16 protein-coding genes and 1 pseudogene are annotated in these 21632 nt (G+C 53.7%); 7 read left to right on the top strand and 10 right to left on the bottom strand.

Going from position 1 to position 21632, the window contains the following annotated elements:
• Positions 1-66: 66 nt before the first annotated feature.
• Complete coding sequence (locus C813_RS34640) at positions 67-1425, bottom strand: glycosyltransferase family protein (protein WP_040016480.1); 1359 nt, start codon at positions 1423-1425, stop codon at positions 67-69.
• 481 nt (positions 1426-1906) lie between these two features.
• Between C813_RS34640 and sra the strand changes: the two genes are divergently transcribed.
• The 3 genes from sra to C813_RS34625 all read left to right on the top strand — a co-directional run bounded on the left by sra (position 1907) and on the right by C813_RS34625 (position 5942).
• Complete coding sequence (gene sra / locus C813_RS34635) at positions 1907-2044, top strand: stationary-phase-induced ribosome-associated protein (protein ID WP_017456816.1); 138 nt, start codon at positions 1907-1909, stop codon at positions 2042-2044.
• 187 nt (positions 2045-2231) lie between these two features.
• Positions 2232-3935 (top strand): NAD-dependent malic enzyme, encoded by a 1704-nt coding sequence (locus C813_RS34630; protein WP_017456817.1) that lies wholly within the window; start codon positions 2232-2234, stop codon positions 3933-3935.
• Positions 3936-4235: 300 nt separating this feature from the next.
• Positions 4236-5942 carry an ABC-F family ATP-binding cassette domain-containing protein gene (locus tag C813_RS34625; RefSeq protein WP_017456818.1) on the top strand — a complete coding sequence of 569 codons (1707 nt, stop codon included), beginning with the start codon at positions 4236-4238 and terminating at the stop codon, positions 5940-5942.
• A gap of 213 nt (positions 5943-6155) precedes the next feature.
• Here the strand turns inward: C813_RS34625 and C813_RS34620 are convergent, their stop codons facing one another.
• The 3 genes and pseudogenes from C813_RS34620 to C813_RS34610 form a co-directional block, all read right to left on the bottom strand.
• On the bottom strand, positions 6156-6827 hold the full coding sequence (locus C813_RS34620; RefSeq protein ID WP_238593024.1) for a hypothetical protein: 672 nt from the start codon (positions 6825-6827) through the stop codon (positions 6156-6158).
• Entirely contained in the window at positions 6824-9082 is a 2259-nt protein-coding gene (locus C813_RS34615; RefSeq protein WP_025263621.1) for a M23 family metallopeptidase, read from the bottom strand. Before C813_RS34615 ends, C813_RS34620 begins: the two co-directional genes overlap by 4 nt.
• Positions 9083-9275: 193 nt before the next feature.
• Positions 9276-9593: pseudogene (locus C813_RS34610) on the bottom strand (inorganic diphosphatase); the annotation flags it as partial.
• 275 nt (positions 9594-9868) lie between these two features.
• Between C813_RS34610 and adhP the strand changes: the two are divergent.
• A complete protein-coding gene (adhP, locus tag C813_RS34605) occupies positions 9869-10879 on the top strand; it encodes an alcohol dehydrogenase AdhP (RefSeq protein ID WP_017456916.1) in 1011 nt (336 codons plus the stop codon).
• Positions 10880-10943: 64 nt separating this feature from the next.
• Entirely contained in the window at positions 10944-11378 is a 435-nt protein-coding gene (locus C813_RS34600) for a VOC family protein (RefSeq protein WP_017456915.1), read from the top strand.
• A gap of 126 nt (positions 11379-11504) precedes the next feature.
• On the opposite strand, the gene araJ is transcribed toward C813_RS34600, so the two are convergent.
• The 4 genes from araJ to fdnG form a co-directional block, all read right to left on the bottom strand.
• A complete protein-coding gene (araJ, locus tag C813_RS34595; protein ID WP_017456914.1) occupies positions 11505-12677 on the bottom strand; it encodes an MFS transporter AraJ in 1173 nt (390 codons plus the stop codon).
• 193 nt (positions 12678-12870) lie between these two features.
• The gene (fdnI, locus tag C813_RS34590; RefSeq protein ID WP_017456913.1) at positions 12871-13527 is read right to left on the bottom strand and encodes a formate dehydrogenase-N subunit gamma; all 657 of its coding nucleotides are present in this window, start codon (positions 13525-13527) and stop codon (positions 12871-12873) included.
• The gene (fdxH, locus tag C813_RS34585) at positions 13520-14404 is read right to left on the bottom strand and encodes a formate dehydrogenase subunit beta (protein ID WP_017456912.1); all 885 of its coding nucleotides are present in this window, start codon (positions 14402-14404) and stop codon (positions 13520-13522) included. The genes fdnI and fdxH overlap by 8 nt, the downstream gene beginning before the upstream one ends.
• 12 nt (positions 14405-14416) lie before the next feature.
• Complete coding sequence (gene fdnG, locus C813_RS34580) at positions 14417-17464, bottom strand: formate dehydrogenase-N subunit alpha (RefSeq protein ID WP_139164778.1); 3048 nt, start codon at positions 17462-17464, stop codon at positions 14417-14419.
• 220 nt (positions 17465-17684) lie between these two features.
• On the opposite strand from fdnG, the gene yddG reads away from it, so the two are divergent.
• Positions 17685-18569: an aromatic amino acid DMT transporter YddG gene (yddG, locus tag C813_RS34570; RefSeq protein ID WP_025263620.1), complete on the top strand. Its 885-nt coding sequence runs from the start codon at positions 17685-17687 to the stop codon at positions 18567-18569.
• A gap of 12 nt (positions 18570-18581) precedes the next feature.
• Here the strand turns inward: yddG and C813_RS34565 are convergent, their stop codons facing one another.
• A complete protein-coding gene (locus C813_RS34565) occupies positions 18582-20069 on the bottom strand; it encodes a SmvA family efflux MFS transporter (protein ID WP_017456908.1) in 1488 nt (495 codons plus the stop codon).
• Between the two features lie 119 nt (positions 20070-20188).
• Here C813_RS34565 and C813_RS34560 point away from each other — a divergent pair, with 119 nt between their 5' ends.
• Positions 20189-20764, top strand: coding sequence for a TetR family transcriptional regulator (locus C813_RS34560; protein WP_025263619.1), 576 nt, complete (start codon positions 20189-20191; stop codon positions 20762-20764).
• Here the strand turns inward: C813_RS34560 and nhoA are convergent.
• Positions 20761-21603 (bottom strand): N-hydroxyarylamine O-acetyltransferase, encoded by an 843-nt coding sequence (gene nhoA, locus C813_RS34555; protein ID WP_017456906.1) that lies wholly within the window; start codon positions 21601-21603, stop codon positions 20761-20763. The genes C813_RS34560 and nhoA overlap by 4 nt on opposite strands.
• Positions 21604-21632 lie beyond the last annotated feature (29 nt).

Below are 21632 nucleotides of genomic sequence, written 5' to 3'. Positions count from 1 at the left end.
TTATAAACGGGTAAAACAATCGAAACATAAACATTGTCACGCATATATACTCTCCCTGAGTAATCATTAAGACTCAATGCTCTTACTGCTAAGTATTTTCTTACCAATAAGAAAGTTTTGATAAGCCATTTCTGACATTAATGGTTTATTAGTGATGAGTTTATAAACACCAAGAATAAATTCATCGTCCGGTAAATCATCTTTCTCGGCTGAGATGTCCATGATTGGCGCAAAGAAACCATATTGCCCATAGACTTCGTCATAATATTCATAACGTGTCGAAATGTAACATCGCCGGTGACTAATCGCTTCACCAATTGGATTGCCATAACTGTCGTAATCCCACGATGTCAGAAAAGAGACAATGTCACATGAGTAATATAAATCTTCAATGGTGTAGGTATTCATGCCCGGGGGCATGTAACCGTGCTGCAGCCAGCCAATAAAGTGTATAAACGGTTCAACCTGTAATGTCCTTGCTAAATCAACCAGCGATTGATAACACTCTGGCGCCTCATGGCGATCGCCAGCGATGACAAGAAATACGCGTCCATCGAGACCGTGTTGCTGAAAGAGTTGGTTAAGCTTTGATACCAGGTAAATATCCCGATCAAGCCGTTTTTGTGGGATAAGGCGCGTGGTTCGGGCAATCAATATATCATTGCAACCTATACCAAGGCTGCGTCGCATATTACTATGATTTCGCGCCTCGCTAAAGTTGTAAGCGTTCTTTTTAACTTTGATTTCAACAGCATAGTTACACCATTCTTCAAGTTTTTCTTTCAGGTCCTCATTAAGCGTAACGTAGGTAATATAGGGGGATTTTATGGGTTTGATGGCATATGGATATGGATAAGCACCATACTTCATCACCGTTTTTTCGCTATTCCACATTAAATCATGGTCACGCCAGGTGACGAACTGCTCTAAATCATATCGCTTTCCATATACATCTATCGCAATATATAGAGCTTTTGTATAAATAATATTTTCCGGAAGCGTACCGTTTTCAACATAAACTGTACCGATATTGAGTTGCTCCCATTGCCGCACGATTTTTTGTGCCAGTTGGCATGCCGTTTTATCAATAACAGAAAGAATTCTTTCACGTTCCGCTGATGAAACTGATATTTTTTGGCTAATCAATACATTATGCGAGTATTCGATAAAATGGGTGTTGTAATCAGGTAGACTGGTAATGTCATTTATTCGCACAAGCGTAAAGCCACCTTTATATATAGCATTCTCCCATTCATATGGCTTATTGAATTTGCCTTTATCAATCTTGATGTCGTAACCAAGATCAAGATAAGGTTTAATTCCCTTGTGCACTAACTCTTGTGCTGTTTTGAATGCTTCAACAGTGATTCCTGAAAAAGCAACAGCATCAAAAGAAATAAAAATCACTCCATTTCGAACGTCCATGGAATTACCTCTTTCTCATTGCGAAGATATTTTTTAATTATTCCATTGGTGCTAAGAAAAGCATATTACAGACTGGGTTTAAAGTGGTTGATATCGCAATATTGAAGATAATGTCATTTTTTTACTTTTCGTCACATAAAAAAGCGAAATGATGTTTCATCCTGAATATATCGCTTTAATCATTGTAACTATCAAGCAACTTTGTGAAGGCGTTTAAGCTGAAGAACATTCTACTTTAATTGAGACTGTTCGGGATTTTTACTCGCAAACCCTATAGTGTGCAGGAATTTAATCTGTTAGATAGGCTTTATTATTTATCGCTATAAAACCTAAAGGTAACTTTTCTTATTGCACTTTGTGCTGTGATGTCCGACGATAACAACTCGGTATGTTTTTTGTACCGCGCAATGATGAGATTGAATTTCGCCCGGTCAGTCACCGGGCTTGTCCTTGAAACATTGAACTGGATTAAGGAGTAAGCATGAAATCGAACCGTCAGGCACGTCATCTTATGGGGCTGGATTATAAAGTGTCGAACACCCGCAAAGTTGTCACGAAAGACAACCAGGAAGAGACGGTGATCGCTCACCGCTCAGGGCGTCATCGCCGCGCAGGTTGATTTGTCCACCCTCACCACCCCATCAGGGGTGGTGTTTTGCCCCCCTCTCCTTGTTATTGCTAAAAATTCAATCAACGAATACTGCGATCGGGAAGTATTTGCTGAAGCGATGCTTTATACTTGCGCCCGCCGCTGTACCGGTCCGTGACTCACCCCCACGGGAGAAAGTTGATCAAGGAGCTGTAAGATGAATGCAAAGCATAATAAAAACCGATCGTTATATATCCCTTACGCTGGACCCGTGTTGTTGGAATTTCCGTTGCTGAACAAAGGCAGCGCCTTCAGCATGGAAGAGCGCAGCAACTTCAACCTGCTTGGCCTGCTGCCAGAAGTAGTTGAAACCATTGAAGAACAAGCCGAACGCGCCTGGTTGCAGTATCAGGGCTTTAAAACCGACATCGATAAGCACATCTATCTGCGCAATATTCAGGACACCAATGAAACCCTCTTCTACCGGCTGGTGGAAAACCATCTTGAAGAGATGATGCCGGTGATCTACACCCCAACTGTTGGCTGGGCGTGTGAACGTTTTTCTGATATTTATCGCCGCGCCCGCGGGGTGTTTATCTCCTGGCAGAACCGCGCCAGCATGGACGACATTCTGCAAAACGTGCCGAACCACAACATCAAAGTGATCGTGGTGACTGACGGGGAACGTATCCTCGGTCTTGGCGACCAGGGCATTGGCGGCATGGGCATTCCTATTGGTAAGCTGTCGCTTTACACCTCCTGCGGCGGCATCAGCCCGGCTTACACCCTGCCCGTGGTGCTGGATGTTGGCACCAACAACCAGCAGTTGATTAACGATCCGCTCTATATGGGCTCGCGTCACCCGCGTATCACCGGCGACGAGTATTACGCTTTCGTTGATGAATTTATCCAGGCGGTGAAACAACGCTGGCCGGACGCGCTGTTGCAATTCGAAGACTTCGCGCAGAAAAATGCCATGCCGTTGCTGAACCGTTATCGCGATGAAATCTGCTGCTTTAACGATGACATCCAGGGCACGGCGGCAGTGACTGTCGGTACGCTGATCGCCGCCAGCCGCGCGGCGGGTAGCCAGCTCAGCCAGCAGAAAATCGTCTTCCTTGGCGCGGGTTCCGCCGGGTGCGGTATTGCCGAACAGATCATTGCCCAGACTCAGCGTGAAGGATTGAGCGAAGCGGACGCCCGTCAGAACGTCTACATGGTTGACCGTTTTGGCCTGCTGACGGATGAAATGCCGAATTTGCTGCCGTTCCAGAGCAAGCTGGTGCAAAAACGCGAAAACCTGCAAAACTGGGACACCAGCGCGCAGAACGAAGCTCTTTCTCTGCTGGATGTGGTGCGTAATGTGAAGCCGGATATTCTGATCGGCGTCTCCGGCCAGACCGGGCTGTTCACGGAAGAGATCATCCGCGAAATGCATAAACACTGCCCGCGACCGATTATCATGCCGCTGTCGAACCCGACGTCCCGTGTTGAAGCGACACCGCAGGATATTATCAGCTGGACAGATGGGATGGCGCTGGTTGCGACCGGCAGCCCGTTCTCACCGGTGCAGTGGAAAGAGAAAACCTACCCGATTGCCCAGTGCAACAACGCCTACATCTTCCCGGGCATTGGCCTTGGGGTTATCTCCAGTGGCGCGTCGCGCATTACCGACGACATGCTGATGGCGGCGAGCGAAACGCTGGCGGAATACTCCCCGCTGCTGCTCAACGGTGAAGGGCTGGTGCTGCCGGAGCTGAAAGACATTCAGCAAGTCTCACGCGCCATTGCTTTCGCCGTCGGCAAAATGGCGCAACAGCAAGGCCTGGCGGCGAAAACCTCTGCCGAAGCGCTCAAGCAATCCATTGACGACAACTTCTGGGAGCCGAAGTACCGCAGCTACCGCCGTACGTCTATCTAATCTGCTTATCCGGCGCTGCGGCGCCGGTTTTTTTTCCCGCTGGTAAAACATTCACTTCCCCGCTAAACTCCTTTTCACCCATTAACTTACTGAATATAAAAAGGAGGCTACTTATGCTGTATTGTGAATTGTTTGACTATTCACATGCATTTGGCGATCGCGCCAGCTCAAGCGTTATCGGTATCGTGCTGCGATAACTTCGGCTTGAGCGAAGACAACAATCCCTTCCCTTGGGCTTACCAGGTTATCGTCAGCGATGTTTGACGAGGCACACGCGTGCCTGTAACTCTTGAGTAAGCAATGAGCACATTATTATCTGCACAATCCATCCGTGTTGAAACGGCGTTTGGTCCGTTATTCTCCGATCTCTCCTTCACTCTGAAAAAAGGCGATCGCCTTGGGCTTATTGGCGACAATGGTTGCGGTAAAAGTACGCTGCTAAAAGTGCTGGACGGTTCACTGTCCCCGCTTTCCGGTAATGTGACGGTGGCGAACCAGTGCCTGCTGGCCCGCGTTGAGCAACATCTGCCCGATGCCCTGTTATCCATGACGCTGCTTGATGCGGTGCTGGCGCAGCTTCCGGCACTTGAGCGTGACAGTCAGCGCTGGCGCGGCGAAGCATTACTGGCCAGCATGGGGCTGAGTCCGCAGGAAATCGCCTTAACGGCCGCCACGCTGAGCGGCGGGCAACATACCCGCTTGCTGCTGGCACGGGCGCTGATCCGCGAACCGGATCTGCTGCTGCTCGATGAGCCCGGTAACCACCTCGATCTGCCCACCTTGCTGTGGCTGGAACAGTTTCTGCAAAGCTGGTCCGGCAGTTTCGTGATGGTGTCGCACGACGCGGCGTTACTGGATGCGGTGACCAATGGCAGCTGGATCCTGCGTGACCACACGCTGCACAGCTTCGCGCTCCCCTGTAGCGCGGCGCGGCAGGCGCTGGAAGCGCGGGATGAGAGCGATGCCCTGCGTCACAAAGCGGAGCAAAAGGAGATCGACCGCGTTACTGCCAGCGCCAAACGGCTGGCCACCTGGGGGCGCGTCTACGACAATGAAGACCTGGCGCGCAAGGCGAAACAGATGGAGCGCCAGGTCGAGCGCCTGAAAGAAAGCCAGACTGAGCTGACTGAGGGCAGCCAGTGGCGGCTGGCGTTGCATGGCGAGGAGCTCAGGGCTGACCGTCTGCTGGAGATGGAACAGCTCGCTGTTCCGCCTGCGCCAGGGTTACCCGACTTGTTTCAGGTACCCATCGCGCGGCTGAAAAGCGGCGATCGCGTCGCCATTGTCGGGCGTAACGGCTGCGGGAAATCCTCGCTGCTGCGTCTTATCTGGCGGGCTTACCAGCAGGAAAGCACATCGGGGTTGCGTCTGCATCCCCGTCTGAACGCGGGTTACTACGACCAGACGCTGCATCAGTTACCTGATGACGCTACGCTGTTTGACGCGCTGGAGCCATTTGCTCCCACGCCGCAGGATCGCAAAATGGCGCTCATCAGCGCCGGTTTTGCCTGGGCGCGTCACGGGCAACGCGTGGCGACGCTGAGCGGTGGTGAGCGCTCCAGGTTGCTGTTTGTCGGTCTGTCGCTGGCGCGCTTTAACCTGCTGATGCTGGATGAGCCAACCAACCATCTGGATATGGCAGGCAAAGAGGCGCTGGCGCAAACGCTGCAGCAGTTCAGCGGCGGCGTGTTGCTGGTCAGCCACGACAGAGCGCTTATCTGCAGTAGCTGTAATCGCTTCTGGCTGGTGGAAAACGGTAAACTGAGCGAATGGCATGATGCGGAGGCGGTGTTTGAACGCCTGCGCGAAAGTGTCCGTCACGAGCAGGCAGCGCCAGTTGCGCTTAATGCCGCCGCTGAGCCAGAGGATATTGATGCCCTTCTGGAGCGGTTAATTAAGCTTGAAACCCAACTGGCCGAAGACCTGGCGCGTAAAGCGAAGCACCAGAAACCGCAGCTTCAGGCGCAGTGGCGCGAGGAGATTGCACGCCTTCAACAGAGGTTGTAGTACGGCAGTAAACAGGCGCCGCAAGGCGCCTGTTTTTTTACTACTGCGAGTTTTCGCTTTCCAGATATCCCATGCCTGTTTGATCCCCGGGTCTGAGGCTCAGAGGAAAGGAAATTTATCTTAAGCCAATATAAGCAAAAAGATCCTTTTGCTTATGAGAATCTTAGTTGTCTATATGGCTCTGAACTGGCTTATGACGAATTTCAATCACCGTCAATTATTTGATTTTTCCGGCAGACCCATTTCGACCGTTTCAAGAGATTTAAGCATGTAGGGGGTGAAATCAACTTCTTTCCCGTCGACGAGGTTGATCATTGAGCCTGAACCACAAAATGCAGCGCCGCTACGTATTAGGCAGAATGACAGGTTTTTCTTCACCCCTTTTTGTTTTTCCTGCAGAGGGATATTGTTGTCGATAACCGCATAGCCACTGGCATTGACGGACTGAATATTATACAGCTCCAGAGGCTGCAACTCGCTCAGGCTTTTGATGCCATAAACTTCCAGAGAACGCTGTGTACTTTCCCTGCTCAGGGTATACTTTTTCTTTTTCCACAGTCCTGTTTTTTGATCAAAGTAGACCTTTTCAGCCAGTGCTCTCCCCGGTCCGTACCCGTCATGTGTAACATCGACTGCAAACAGGCAAAACCAGGTATTAAACGGAGGGTATTTTATTTTTGATGATATGTATTCAGGTGGGTAGAAGTTTTTAAATGAAATGTTATCGCATGAACCATTTCCACTATTACTGGATATGTTGTTGTAATACTCATCAAATCTGTCTTTATTGAAATCAGATGGAACCTGTATTTCAGGGATAATGAAACTCACCGCTTTTTGTGATAACAATACTAGAATTAGTAAAATCAAAAATTTCCTCATCATCCTCTCCTTAACTGATCTGATTCGGGTTTTTCGTTGACCGGGTTGTTATGGCTGTCCGGGAATTTCTGCTCGGTGAGGACGGCTATCGCGCTGCCGTAGACGCAGCAGCGGGTATCAAAGCCATTCAGCCCCTGATATTGTTCGTTATCGATCTGACCTGGCAGGTTAACGGCGGCGCTGGCCTGCCAGAAAGCCTGGCTGCGGTAGTAAATCTTTGTCCCGCTCCGCCGAGGAGTGACGCTGCACCGCTCCAGCACGTGATCGTTATCGGCGTATGGGGCCATATTCATTGAAACCCAGTAAAACCCGGCACTGCTGGCTGCCTCTTGGAAGTCGCTGCTGACATTATTCCGCCACCGGATAATGTTCTCCGGGACGTGGTTTTCGGTATCAGATAGGTGATTGTCGGTGTAGCGAAGGGGCCGGTGTGCATACAGACGACGGTATTCATTTATCAGAGTGTTCCTGATATTTTCTGGGCAGGTTCGCCCCCGGAAGCTGAAATAATTAAAATAGTTTTCAGGGTTAGTCAGCTGTAACAGGCCGCGCCCGTACCACGGGTAATACCAGATGTTGTAGCGCCGGATGACCTGATGCGTGCGCGGGTCTGTTTCCATATAGCGGTACCCTTCCTCCATCGTCCCCAGCCAGCCCGTTTCCTGAATGCCGTTCCCCAGGAAGCAGGCGATACGCAGCGGGGTGGTGATCAGATGTTTCTGCATTGTCCTGTTCATGTGCGTACGGATGCTGTCCGCGACGCTGCCAGCGCCGTCCCGGTAGGTGTTGATGGCCTCCCAGCGGTAATCATTCCGCCCGGCCGTTCTTAATGCGTTCCGTGGGATAAGTTGTTTTAGCTCCTGCTTACTTATCCAACAGCACTTGCGGAAATGGGCAATAAAAGCCGTCGGATGAAAATGCCACAGCCTGCCCGTGCCAATTGTGCCGGTGTCAAAGCACAAGGCTGAGGCATGGCTTTTCAGCCGTTCATAGTCTTCCTCAGATATGGCCGGGATATCGTCGGTACCGCTTCTGAGCCAGGCATAGCGCTGGTCAAAGGTGGCGGCATTCCATTCCAGCGGAAAATGACAGATCAGATGGCTGCTCAGGTCGCTGAAATGCCCGCTTTCCTGCAATCCGGCGATAAGGGAGGAATGACACTGGCTGTTACTATCCGTGTCATCGTCCACCATCCGCCAGCCCGTCCAGTGCGGGAAGTCGGCATCGCTGAATTTTTTGATATAAGAAAACGCCAGATTGACCATACCCGTTCCGCCGGGGAAGCTGACGGTACGCCACAGCGGGGCATCAGCAGGCGCCAGGGTTTCATGTTCTGTGCTGATGACCCGGCCGAAGCGGAGCAGTTCGAACCCGGCAGACGGGTTCTGCGGGTACAGACGCTTAGCTGTTTGGTACAGATTGTATTCATACCTAAGACCTAATCTTCTTACGTCGTCAGTCTGATTAGCATCGGCATTCACCAGCGGTTCCCCCACGGTGTCGAACAATGCAGCCGTGGCGGCGTTCTGCCTGCGGGTGAGCATCGAGCAGTCGCCTTTTTCGAAGGTCATACTGACAAACAGCGGTTCGGTACTGGTATGAACGGCATTCAGGCGGTTCGTATCCGGTGAGGCAGCGTCAGATACAGATTCGTAAAAGTGTGTACCGGGAGGCAGATAAAAATGGATATCGCCGTAAACCGTGTCCTTTCGTCCGTCCCGGGTGATATCGAGTTCGGCCGTTGTGCGTCCGGTCAGCTTCAGCATGTTTTCGTTGTCACAGAACACCTGAAAATGAAAGGCATTGGTTTCGCTAACCATACCACTCTGCCCGATGCGGTCCTTGCGCCAGACTCTTGCTCCGTCCCTGATTGCCGGGTCCAGTCGGTCCATGAGATGCATGTACAGTGAGTAATACTCGACATGACAGTTTTCACCGATATCGGTCTGATGTTTCAGCAGCACATAGCCGTCATCGGTTCTGCCATCATAATTCAGCGGGAAAGTATCGCGTTTAGCTGTGGAAGACGGCGAGCGAAAAGAAACCACTTCCCCGTCTGCAATGGCGCGGACGAACTCAATGCGGTCGTAGCCTTCCTCGCGGCGGTCGGTGTGGAGAACATGCACCCCACCGTGCCATGACGCGTGTCTGTTGAGGGGGAAATCCCGGTTTATATCCACGGGCATCATTCTGCTGACCCATGACAGGTCACTTTCTGCGGCGTTCCGGGGGCGGACAAATGGCGGGCTGATTATCATGCTGACTCCCTGTCAGATTTGTAGAATTAATCAAAGTGCAGAATAGCGAAATTTTATTTAAATAAGCATTGTCCACTGACAAAGAAAATACGGGTTACTCCTCACCCGATAGTTTATATACCGCGTAGAGGGCAATATTCAGCAGACGGGCTATTTCTGATGCATCAGGCCTTCCTGTCATAGAGCCTGCACCTGTTCCTGGTCTATTGTTCGCCAGCGGCGCGCGAGTGTAGAAAATCACATCCAGCGGATCGCCATCCCCCGCCAGCGACTGGGTGAGCAAGCCGTAGTTCGCCGGGTAAGCCACCGGCATTGACTGAAAGCGGTCGGCCACGATAAAGCCGGTTTTGGCGTCCGTTTCATACTTAATGATGCCGCCCGCCGGGATTTCCGTCACCGCGAAGAACGCTTCCGGGTTATTTTCCAGGCTGCGGAAATTCAGAATATTGTGTGCCTGAACCGAGGGGGATAAGAGAACGCTGACGGCCAGCTGTTTTTTCACCAGATGCATTGTTGATCAATTTTTTGTTATAGAAAGCAACGAGTTGGCGGCAATTGATGCCAGTAGCATGACATTCATGCTGCGAACTTTATAACCTCATTAACACTATGGTTACTGATTATTTACCCTACCTAAACCAGGGGAAAGGCGCAGAAAGTATTACAGCATGTTGCCCTGCTCTTGTATTTCACTCCTAAGCCATTAATTCTAAAGACGTATATTACGGATGAAGCCAGACGCCACACCCGGATCTCAGTTCCATGCCTCATAACAGGAGAAACACCATGAAGGCTGCTGTTGTTACAAAAGATCATCAGGTAGAAGTGACACAAAAAACCTTACGTCCGCTGAAACATGGCGAAGCGTTGCTGAAAATGGAGTGCTGTGGCGTTTGCCATACGGATTTGCACGTCAAAAACGGGGATTTCGGCGACAAAACCGGGGTGATCCTCGGACACGAAGGCATTGGCATTGTCACCCAGGTGGCCGAAGGCGTGACCTCGCTGAAAGTGGGCGATCGCGCTTCTGTGGCGTGGTTTTTTCAGGGCTGCGGCCACTGCGAATACTGTAACAGCGGTAATGAAACCTTGTGTCGCGAGGTGGTAAACGCCGGTTACACGGCGGACGGCGGCATGGCGGAAGCGTGCATCGTGGTCGCGGATTACGCGGTGAAAGTGCCGGACGGGCTGGATTCTGCTGCGGCCAGCAGCATTACCTGCGCAGGCGTGACCACCTATAAAGCGGTAAAAGTTTCGCAGATCAAACCGGGCCAGTGGATTGCTATCTACGGCCTTGGCGGGCTGGGTAATCTGGCGCTGCAATACGCAAAGAATGTGTTTAACGCCAAAGTGATCGCCATCGACGTAAATGATGAACAGCTTAAACTCGCTGCCAGCATGGGCGCAGATCTGACCATCAACTCGCGCAGCGAAGATGCGGCAAAAGTGGTACATGAAAAAACCGGCGGCGCGCATGCCGCTGTGGTCACGGCGGTGGCGAAAGCGGCCTTTAATTCCGCCGTTGATGCCGTGCGCGCCGGTGGACGCGTGGTGGCTGTGGGGCTGCCGCCAGAAGCGATGAGCCTTGATATTCCGCGCCTGGTGCTGGATGGCATTCAGGTCGTTGGCTCGCTGGTCGGTACGCGCCAGGATCTGACTGAAGCCTTCCAGTTCGCCGCCGAAGGCAAAGTGGTGCCGAAAGTGGCGCTGCGTCCGCTGGAAGATATCAACGCCATCTTTAAAGAGATGGAACAAGGCCAGATTCGCGGCCGTATGGTGATCGATCTCCGCCATTAATTGCCTGGCATTGCCTATAATCTCGGGGGCGTTAACGCCCCTTTTTTCTGACTCCGAGGTGCTTATGACCCCCAGTATTCCCGGGCTAGAAGTGTTGTTTATCGCCGGTTTCGGCCCAATTCCCCAGAACGTGGCCGACAGCCAGGCGTTTTACCAGCACACCCTTGGGTTGCCGTTGAAACCCATGGAGGGCGCGAGCGATTACCTCGTCGCCGACCACGATGCGCTCAACGGCGCAAAGCACTTTGCTCTGTGGCCGCTGCATCACGCCGCCGCGTCGTGCTTTGGCGCAGAGAAATGGCCGGATTCCCACCCCATTCCGCAAAGCTGGGTTGAATTCGAAGTGCAGGATTTGGCTATCGCCACCGATGTGTTGATCAACAAAGGGTATCAACTGCTGGTTGCCAACCGTCGGGAACCCTGGGGGCAAAGCGTCACGCGCCTGCTTGCGCCTGAAGGGGTACTGGTTGGGTTGACCATTACGCCCTGGCTGCGTTAACGCGCTGTCTAACCGGGGCATGCCCCGGTTTTTCGCTTTCCTGAATGTTTCGCGCGTATCGGATGATAAATCCCACCGATAACACTTTTTAGCATTTCACCCGGTGGGCATTCACCGGGTTGCGCCTTAGTGCTGAACGACCTGTTCCGGCTGATGCTTTGTTTTTCTGTGACCATAGATCAGAAGCGACGTCATGGCGGCAAACGTTAGTACCGCTGCTGGTAATGTCAGGTAGCTGTAGGTAAAACCAAACGCGATAATCAGCCCGCCAAACCAGGCACCGACAGCGTTGCCCAGGTTAAACGCCATCTGCCCGCCGGCCGCGCCGAGCATTTCACCGCCCTTCGCATTTTGCAGCAGCATGATTTGCAGCGGCGCAGAGAGCGCGAACAGCCCGGCGCAGCAGACAAAACCAAGCGACAACGCTCCCACTTTGCTTTCACCGGCGACAAACAGCGCCAGCATCGCCAGCATAATCAGTAATTCCGTCACCGCCGCGATGCGCACCGGGCTGAATTTCACTGATAAGCGACCACTGAACATATTGCCCAGCACCATGCCTAGCCCCATCAGCATCATGATCAGCGTCATCGCGCTCTCGGTGAAACCAGAGACATTGACCATAAACGGCTTCACATAGCTAAACCAGGCGAATACGCCCGCGTTGCCAAACATCGTGGCGGCGAAAATCAGCCACGGCTCCGGTTTTTTCAGGAAGTGAAACTGTTCGCTCAGGCGGCTTTCACTGGTATCAAACAGCGACGGCACCCAGACAATCACCGAGACGATCACCAGCGCGAAGAAGAAGGAGATCAGCAAGAAGGTGTAGCGCCAGCTGAACGCGTGACCGATCCACGTGCCGAGCGGAATACCAATCAGATTGGCGACGGTCATCCCGGCGATCATCCCGGCTACCGCCATGGTTACTTTTCCTGGCGGTGCGATTTTAGAGAGGATTATCGCCCCCACGCCAAAAATCGCCCCGTGCGGGAAACCGGAGATAAGACGGGCGATAATCAGCATGGTGTAGGAACTGGAGAAAGTAAAAATGGCGTTACCCACCAGGCACAGCGCCACCAGAAACAGCAGTGTGTTTTTCAGCGAAAAACGGTTCGAAAAAAGCGCCATGATCGGTGCACCAATCACCACGCCAAACGCGTAAGCGGAGATCAGGTGCCCCGCCGAAGGAATTGAAATGCCGACATTGTTCGCGAGTTCGGTCAACACACCCATAATGCCGAACTCCGCCATGCCCAGACCAAAGGTCGCAAGTGCCAACGAAAAAACGGTTTTTTTCATACTACTAACCACTTGTTAAAAGTTTGCGACAGGCATTATTGACCATTCATGCCACAGCGACCAGTTGAAATGCCCCGGCTGACCTATAAATCCATGGATTCGGGCAGATTAATGAATAAAGCGCAAAAGGTGGGAAACGCAGGTGTGAGGAAATAAAAAACCGCTCCGAACGATTATCCGGAGCGGTTTGGGATTATTTAATACCTTCGGTGCTCTCTTTCTTCGCTTCCAGACGCTCCACGTCGCGATACCAGCGCGGGTGGTGTTTCTGTGCCCAGCGGCGGCTCACTTTCCCTTCGACCATGCCTTTGATGGAGCCTTTCACCCAGAACGCCATATACATATGGATCAGGATCGCGTGCAGCAAAATGATCGCCGAAGTGGCGTGCAGCAGCAGGCTGTAGCGGATCACCTGAATCGGGAAGTAATGCGCAAAGTACGGACGCCAGATAATCACCCCGGTCACCAACAGCACAAAAATCATGCTCATGATGGTCCAGAACATCATTTTTTGTCCGGCATTGTATTTCCCGACTTTCGCCACCTTGTGCTCGTTGCCTTTCAGCACTTCGACAATGTTTTTCAGCCACGGCAGATCCTGCTTGTCCGGGATGTTGTGATGCACAAAACGCACAAACATCACCATCAGCGCCAGGAAGACAACCACGCCAAAGAACGGGTGCAGAATGCGCCCCATCTGCGGCGTGCCGAAGGTTTCCGTCAGCCATTGCAGCGTCGGGAAGAAAAACGAAATGCCAGAGAGCGCGACCAGGAAAAAGCAGATCACCACCGTCCAGTGACAGGCGCGGTCGATAAATTTCGTGCGCACAATCATTTTTGACTTACTCATGATGCTCCTCTTCATCGTCGTCCACTTCTTTGTTAGGCCCGATGCCGATGTAGTGGTAAATCAGCCCGGCGAAGGTGGCGAGGAATCCCGCCGCCGACAATGGCTTCAGTACCCCTTTCCACAGATTGACCGAGGTGTCGATCTGCGGATCTTTCGGCAAGTTGTGATACAGGCCTGGCTGGTCGGCATGATGCAGCACATACATCACATGTGTGCCGCACACGCCCTGTGGGTTGTAAATGCCCGCACTGGCATAACCGCGTGCTTTCAGCTTCGCCACGCGCTGCTCCGCCAGTTCGAGCATTTCGGCTTTGGTGCCGAAATGGATCGCCCCGGTCGGGCAGGTTTTCACACAGGCCGGTTCCTGGCCGACGCTGACGCGATCGACGCAGAGCGTGCATTTGTAAACGCGATTATCCTCTTTGTTGAGGCGCGGCACGTTAAACGGACAGCCAGCAATACAGTAGCCGCAGCCAATGCAGTTCTCTTGCTGAAAATCGACAATGCCGTTGGCGTACTGAATAATCGCCCCCGCTGACGGGCAGGCCTTCAGGCAGCCCGGTTCCGCACAGTGCATACAGCCATCTTTGCGGATCAGCCACTCCAGTTTGCCGTTCTGCTCGGTTTCGCTAAAGCGCATCACCGTCCAGGATTTGGCGCTCAAATCGGCCGGATTATCGTAAACCCCGACGCAGTGCCCGACCTCATCACGGATATCGTTCCACTCCGAACAGGCCACCTGGCAGGCTTTGCAGCCCACACAGGTGGAAACGTCGATAAGTTTGGCGACTTCCGCTTTGTAATCACGTGCCCGTGGGGGTGGCGTGACCGGGTTGGTGGCTGAGCGTTTTAGAATGTCCTGCGTTTCCATAGCCATTATTTCGCTCCTTTACGCCTTCTCGATATTGACTAAAAACGCTTTGTATTCCGGCGTTTGCGAGTTCGCATCGCCAACGTTCGGCGTCAGCGTATTGGCGATATAGCCTTTCTGCGCCACCCCTTCAAAGCCCCAGTGCAGCGGAATACCAATGGTTTCCACAGGCTGACCGTGTACCTGCAAGGTACGCAGACGACGCGTCACCACCGCGACCGCGCGAATAAAGCCGCGCTTGCTGCTCACCGTGACACTGTCACCATTGGCAATGCCTTTTGCCGTCGCCAGCGTTTCGCTGATTTCGACAAACTGCTGCGGCTGGGCGATGGCATTCAAGCGTGCATGCTTGGTCCACGTATGGAAATGCTCCGTCAGGCGGTAGGTTGTGCCGACATACGGGAACTGATCTTTTTTCCCCATCCGTTTGGCATCGTCCTCGAACAGACGCACAACCGGGCTGGAGACCACGTTCGGGTGCAGCGGGTTGGTGCCAAGCGGGGTTTCCATCGGCTCGTAGTGTTCCGGGAATGGCCCTTCCGCCAGCTTGTCGAGGGCGAACAACCGCCCCAGCCCCTCCTGCTGCATGATGAACGGCCCGGTATTGCTGCCCGGCGGCGCGGTGTTGAAGTCCGGGATGTCATTGCCGACCCACTTCGCTCCGTTCCACGCAATCAGCATCCGTTTCGCATCCCACGGTTTGCCCAGCACATCCGCCGACGCGCGGTTGTAGAGCACCCGGCGGTTCAGCGGCCACGCCCATGCCCAACCGAGCGTATTGCCAAGTCCTGACGGATCGGCGTTATCGCGGTTCGCCATCTGGTTACCCTGCTCCGTCCAGCTACCGCTGTAGATCCAGCAAGATGAAGCGGTGGTGCCGTCATCACGCAGCAGCGCAAAGCTATTGAGCAGTTGGCCTTTTTTCGCCAGCAGTTGCCCGTTGGCGTCATAGAGATCCGCCAGCGCGTAGCCGTTGTTCTCTTTCGCCACCTCTTCCGAGTGCGGGTTGTGCGGCTGGCGGTAGTTCCAGGACATCTTCAGCAGCGGTTCCGCGCCTTTGCCGCCTTCGGTGCGGTACATCTCGCGCAGGCGGTGGTAAATCCCGGCAAGGATTTCGCCATCGTTCAGCGCTTCGCCCGGCGCGTCCTGGCCTTTCCAGTGCCACTGCAGCCAGCGACCGGAGTTGGCGATCGAGCCATCCTCTTCGGCAAAGCAGGTCGATGGCAGACGGAACACTTCGGTCTGGATATCCGACGGGTTGACGTCGTTCATCTCGCCGTGGTTCTGCCAGAAGGTGGAGGTTTCTGTCACCAGCGGATCGATAACCACCATGTACTTCAGCTTGCTCAGCGTACTGACAACTTTGTTTTTGTCCGGGAACGACGCCACCGGGTTAAAGCCCTGGCAGATATAGCCGTTGACTTCGCCTTTCGACATCTTGTTGAAGTACTTGATCACATCCCAGGCCTGGTCCCATTTTGGCAACCAGTCAAAGCCCCAGTTATTCTCTTTCTGCGCCGCGTCGCCGTAGAACGACTTCATCAGGCTGACAAAGAACTTGGGATAGTTGCTCCAGTAGTTCACCTGGTCCGGCAACAGCGCTTTTGGCGTATTCGCCGCCAGGTACTGTTGCAAATCGGTCTGTTTTTCCGACGGCAATGTCAGGTATCCCGGCAGGCTGGTCGAGAGCAGCCCCAGATCCGTCAGCCCCTGAATGTTGGAGTGCCCGCGCAGGGCATTTACCCCGCCACCGGCCATCCCCATGTTGCCGAGCAACAACTGGATCATCGCCATGGTACGGATGTTCTGTGCGCCGACGGTGTGTTGCGTCCAGCCCAGGGCGTACAGGAAGGTGGTGGTTCTGTCCGCCGCGCTGGTTGAGGCCAGCACGTCGCACACTTTCAGGAAATCCGCTTTTGGCGTGCCGCAGATATTTTCCACCGTTTCCGGTGTATAGCGGGCAACGTGCTGTTTCAGCAAATTCCAGACGCAGCGCGGATCGCTAAGTGTGTCATCGCGTTTGGCGTAGCCGTTTTCATCAAACTGGTAATTCCACGAGGTTTTGTCGTACTGGCGTTTTTGCGCATCGTAGCCGCTGAACAAGCCGTCTTCGAAGGCAAAATCATCCCGCACCAGCAACGCGGCGTTGGTGTAGTGTTTGACGTATTCAGCATTGATTTTGTTGTTTTCGATCAGGTAGCGCAGCACGCCGGAGAGGAAAGTGATATCCGTCCCGGAACGTATTGGCGCATAAATATCGGCAACGGATGCCGTGCGCGTAAAGCGCGGATCGACCACAATCAGCGTGGCGTCGTTATTGTTTTTGGCTTCCATCGCCCAGCGGAAACCGACCGGGTGGGCTTCAGCAGCGTTACCGCCCATCACCATCACCACGTTGGCGTTTTTGATATCAACCCAGTGGTTGGTCATCGCACCGCGACCAAATGTTGGAGCAAGACTTGCTACCGTTGGTCCGTGTCAGACGCGCGCCTGGTTATCTACCGCCAGCATGCCGAGTGAACGCACGAATTTTTGCGTCAGCATGCCGGTTTCATTACTCGCCGCTGAGGCGCACAACATACCGGTGGAGAGCCAGCGGTTAACTTTTACGCCTGCGGCATTGCTTTCAACGAAGTTGGCATCACGGTCGTTTTTCATCAGGCGCGCGATGCGGCTAAAGGCCTCATCCCAACTGATGCGCTGCCATTTGTCAGAGCCTGGCGCACGGTATTCCGGGTAGCGCAGGCGGTTTTCACTGTGTACGTAATCCAGCAGACCGGCCCCTTTCGGGCACAGCGCGCCGCGGCTGACCGGATGATCCGGATCGCCTTCGATATGATAGATGGCCTCTTTCGCGTTTTTCGCACCATCACCCAGGCTATACATTAATAACCCGCAACCCACGGAGCAGTATGTACAGGAATTTCGCGTCTCTTTGGCGCGCAGCAATTTATAATTTCGCGCTTGCGCCAGCGCCATTTTGGGAGCAAATCCCAACGCGGCCGCTGTGGTTCCTGCCATTCCGCCCGCGCAGATTTTAAAAAATTGTCTGCGGCTGACGTCCATTGCTTTCCTCAATTATTGTCTTCGACTGCGGCCGGAAAACTAAACATTTCACAGGGTGAATTAATTGCGGTAAATCAATAACGCCTGGCGCTTGATACCTAATAGTTTCGCGTGTCGAATTTTTGTCCCTCAAAAGGAGTAGGTGTGTCCCGGTGAATTTCGCTTAATCATTCAGCCGTGTTATAAAATGTGCGTTTATTTCCGGCGGTTAATGGCAGTAATGAATAAAAAACGCGCAACGTTAATTGGTTTACTGGCGGTATTACTCTGGAGCACGATGGTCGGTTTTATCCGCGCCGTCAGTGAAGGTCTTGGCCCGGTTGGCGGCGCAGCGATGATCTATACCCTGAGCGGGTTGCTGCTGATTATCACCGTTGGCATCCCGGATTTACGCCGTTTTTCAGCGCGTTATCTTATTGCCGGCAGCGTGCTGTTTGTCAGTTATGAACTTTGTCTGGCGCTCTCGCTGGGCTTTGCCGCGACGCGACAACAAGCAATCGAAGTGGGCATGGTTAACTATTTATGGCCGAGTCTGACGATCCTTTGCGCAATATTATTCAACGGTCAAAAAGCGAGTTTGTGGGTTATTCCTGGTTTATTGCTGGCGATATTGGGCGTGTGCTGGGTACTTGGCGGCGAGCGCGGTCTTGATATTACTGAAATCCAGCAAAATATTATCTCCAGCCCGTTGAGTTATGCGCTGGCGTTTGCCGGGGCATTTATTTGGGCGATTTACTGCACCGTCACCACCAAATATGCCAACGGCACGAACGGCATTACGCTGTTTGTCTTGCTGACAGCCGCGACATTATGGGTCAAATTCGCCGTCACACCGCAACCGGAAATGGTTTTTACGCTGCCAGTGGTGGTGAAATTACTGATGACCGGCATTGCGCTCGGTTTTGGTTATGCCTCGTGGAATATCGGGATTTTGCACGGCAACGTCACGGTGCTGGCGGCGGCGTCCTATTTCACCCCGGTGCTCTCTTCCGCGCTGGCGGCGGTGGTGTTAAGCGCCCCGCTCTCGTTCTCTTTCTGGCAGGGCGCGCTGATGGTGTGCGCCGGATCGCTGCTCTGCTGGTACTCAACCCGCCAGCGCGCGTGATCCGGTAGTACACTACGGTTTTTCTACTCGCGCCAGGCTAAACCAGATCCCCACCGCCAGCACCATTAACAGCGCGCCGGCGGTGCTCAATGCCACGCTGTGCGAACCGGTAAACGCCGTTTTCGCCGCCGCGATGATCCCCTCGGCAATTGCGGGCGGTGCTTCCTGCGCCAGGCGGAATGCTTCGCCAATGGACGATGACGCCTGCGCGGCGGCCTCGCGGCTTAACCCCTGCGGAAGCTGGATCGAGGCGGAGAAACTGCGGCTCAAAATCAGCCCAAACACGGCAATGCCAAGACCAGCGCCCAGTTCGTAAGACATCGCTTCAATCGCCCCGGCGGCTGCCGCTTTCTCTTTTGGCGCAGCAGCCATGATCGCCGCCGTTGAAGCCAGTAACGCACTCGCCGCACTGAAACCCAGCAGTGCCATCAATACGCCGGCCTGCCATGGCTGGGTGGCAAAATTGGTCGCGGAAAGACCAAGAAAACTCACCGAGCTAAGCGCCATCCCGCCTGCGGCGACGCGGCGTAAGCCCAGTTTTGACACCAGAACCCCGGCGATGGGACCGCTAAACCCGCTCGCCAGCATCACCGGCAGCATAAACACCCCGGCGGCAAATGGCGTGAAACCGTGAACAAATTGCAGCTCCTGCGCCATCAGCAGCTCAAAACCGACCAGCGTGACCATCGCGGTGATCGCCATCAGCACACCGCTTAAAATCACGCGATGCGTAAACAGACGCATATCAATCATCGGCGTGCTGGCGGCCAGCTGAATGCGGACAAACCCGGTCAGCAAGGTGGCACCCAAAAGCAATGTGCTCGCCACGATCCACAGCGGCAGTGTGCCCTTCATTGCCGTTTTTGCACTCCACACCAGCAGCAAAATGGCAACAATTAAGCTCAACGCCTGGTTCAGGTGTAACGGCTGATCGGCGCGGCCTTGCTGGCGCGGCACGAAGCGCGCGGTCAGCGCCATCACGGTAATGACGATAGGCACGTTAATCAGGAAGACGGAGCCCCAGTAAAAATGCTCCAGCAGCATACCGCCAATTAATGGGCCGAACGCCGCGCCGCCGGAACCAATTGCCGCCCAGACGCCGAGCGCTGTATTGCGTTGCGAAGCTTCGGCAAAAGTGTTGCGGATCCCGGCAAGCGTTGCCGGCACGATCATCGCCGCGCCCACTGCCAGTAGCGCGCGCGTGGCGATAAGCCAACTGGCGCTCGCGGCAAAAGCCGCCAGCAACGAGGCCGCGCCAAACAGGCCACTGCCGATAAGCAACAGGCGCTTAAAACCTATTTTGTCGCCCAGCGCGCCCATCGGTAGCACCATTCCGGCCATCACCAGCGAGTAGATATCAATTATCCATAACAGCTCATTTCCGCTGGCATTTAACACCGCGCTCAGTGTGGGCGCGGCAACATGCAGCACCGTCGCATCGATAGCGACCGGAATATAAACCAGCACAATGATGACCAGCGTTAACCACTGACGAAACATACTTCTCTCCATCGTTTTTTATTCCTGGACAGATGTCCAGAATGGCGATCCTACGGAAAGTTGAACGCATGTCCAGCTTTTTGTTACACTCCATTTACCCCCCATTTAACCGAGGTTTTATGCGCTATCTGAACAAGGATGATCGCCGTGAAGTGATCCTCAAAGCCGCGATGCGCGTGGCGCTGGCGGAAGGTTTTTCCGCCATGACTGTCCGGCGGATCGCAACCGTTGCCGGGGTGGCTACCGGCCAGGTTCATCACCATTTCACGTCGGGAAATGCACTAAAAGCCGAAGCGTTTATCCGCCTGATTGCGGAACTGCTGGAGGTGGAAGTGGTGTCTGCGACCGCGCCATGGCGCGAGCAGTTGCACGCCATGTTGGGCAGTGACGAAGGCGGTCTCGAACCCTATGTGCATTTGTGGCGCGAAGCGTTATTGCTGGCGAGTAAAGAGCCGGAAATCAAAAGCGCATACCTGCTGACCATGGAGATGTGGCACGTCAAAGTAGTGCAATTGATTGAGCAAGGCCGCGCGGCAGGTGAATTTATGAGTAACGATACGGCGGCGAACATTGCCTGGCGCCTGATTGCACTGGTCTGCGGGCTGGACGGTATTTGCATGCTGGGCATGCCAGATGTCGATGACGCTGCTTTCAATCGCCATCTGGCTGTGATGATCGACAACGAGCTCGGTTAAACTTTTTCGCCGTGCAAATCGAAACCGGCCATTACCGTTTCCAGTTGTTGCAGGCTAAAGCCGTACTGGGCGTCGCTCACGCCAAGTCCAAAGCGCTGTTGCAGCGCGTCATACAGCGCCGGAACATCCGCAAAGGTCACCTCTTCCAGCACCTGTCCGTTTTTCCAGTGGGTAAAATGGAAGTTGGTTAACGTCAGTTTGCCGCCGTCCGGCAGATGGCGGCACATCAACAAATGATGGCGAAAATGGGATGCCGGCCAGTGCGCGGAGTGAAAATTGCCCATCACAAAATCGGCCTGATACTGCTCGCCCATCTCAAACTGATACATTGATTGCCAGCGCTCATGATGACGGAACTGGAGCACCCAGTCTTCCCCCTTGCGCTGCAAGCGGTAGAGGCCATGCGGCGTGGCCTGCTCAAGATCCTCCTGCAAGCGAATTGGCGCGGTCAGCGTTTGCCCGCCAAAACCGACATCGGCGATCCACGGCTCGCCCGCCACCTGCACCAGCAAAATACGGTGCGTGCGCGGCGGCATCTGGTGTGGATTAGCAATAACGACCCGTCCTAACAGGCTGCGCACCGTAAAACCCACCTCTTTCAGAACGCGCTCAAATAGCCCGTTCTGCTCAAAGCAGTAACCGCCGCGACGGGCGACCACCAGTTTATGGAAAATCGCCTCATCGCTCAGTTCAATTTCGCGTGGCAACACGACATCGAGGTTTTCAAAAGGGATGGTGCCATTGTGATGCAAATGCAGCGCCCGCAGCGTTTCCAGTGAGACATCGGGCGTTTGCTCCCAGCCAATACGGGCCAGATAAGCGGTCAGAAAAGGGGTCATACAGGCTCCTTGCGAATGGTGTCCCGTTG

This window comes from Kosakonia sacchari SP1, assembly GCF_000300455.3.
Taxonomy (GTDB): Bacteria; Pseudomonadota; Gammaproteobacteria; order Enterobacterales; family Enterobacteriaceae; genus Kosakonia; species Kosakonia sacchari.
The sequence above is the reverse complement of the archived record's forward strand: the minus strand, read 5'-3'. Positions and strand labels throughout refer to the sequence as shown.

Coding starts and splice junctions, on each gene's coding strand:
- sra (WP_017456816.1), top strand. CDS start 1,907: ATGAAATCGAACCGTCAGGCACGTCATCTTATGGGGCTGGATTATAAA.
- fdxH (WP_017456912.1), bottom strand. CDS start 14,404: ATGGCTATGGAAACGCAGGACATTCTAAAACGCTCAGCCACCAACCCG.
- C813_RS34615 (WP_025263621.1), bottom strand. CDS start 9,082: ATGATAATCAGCCCGCCATTTGTCCGCCCCCGGAACGCCGCAGAAAGT.
- C813_RS34565 (WP_017456908.1), bottom strand. CDS start 20,069: ATGTTTCGTCAGTGGTTAACGCTGGTCATCATTGTGCTGGTTTATATT.
- C813_RS34560 (WP_025263619.1), top strand. CDS start 20,189: ATGCGCTATCTGAACAAGGATGATCGCCGTGAAGTGATCCTCAAAGCC.
- araJ (WP_017456914.1), bottom strand. CDS start 12,677: ATGAAAAAAACCGTTTTTTCGTTGGCACTTGCGACCTTTGGTCTGGGC.
- adhP (WP_017456916.1), top strand. CDS start 9,869: ATGAAGGCTGCTGTTGTTACAAAAGATCATCAGGTAGAAGTGACACAA.
- nhoA (WP_017456906.1), bottom strand. CDS start 21,603: ATGACCCCTTTTCTGACCGCTTATCTGGCCCGTATTGGCTGGGAGCAA.
- yddG (WP_025263620.1), top strand. CDS start 17,685: ATGAATAAAAAACGCGCAACGTTAATTGGTTTACTGGCGGTATTACTC.
- C813_RS34625 (WP_017456818.1), top strand. CDS start 4,236: ATGAGCACATTATTATCTGCACAATCCATCCGTGTTGAAACGGCGTTT.
- C813_RS34640 (WP_040016480.1), bottom strand. CDS start 1,425: ATGGACGTTCGAAATGGAGTGATTTTTATTTCTTTTGATGCTGTTGCT.
- C813_RS34630 (WP_017456817.1), top strand. CDS start 2,232: ATGAATGCAAAGCATAATAAAAACCGATCGTTATATATCCCTTACGCT.
- fdnI (WP_017456913.1), bottom strand. CDS start 13,527: ATGAGTAAGTCAAAAATGATTGTGCGCACGAAATTTATCGACCGCGCC.
- C813_RS34620 (WP_238593024.1), bottom strand. CDS start 6,827: ATGATGAGGAAATTTTTGATTTTACTAATTCTAGTATTGTTATCACAA.
- C813_RS34600 (WP_017456915.1), top strand. CDS start 10,944: ATGACCCCCAGTATTCCCGGGCTAGAAGTGTTGTTTATCGCCGGTTTC.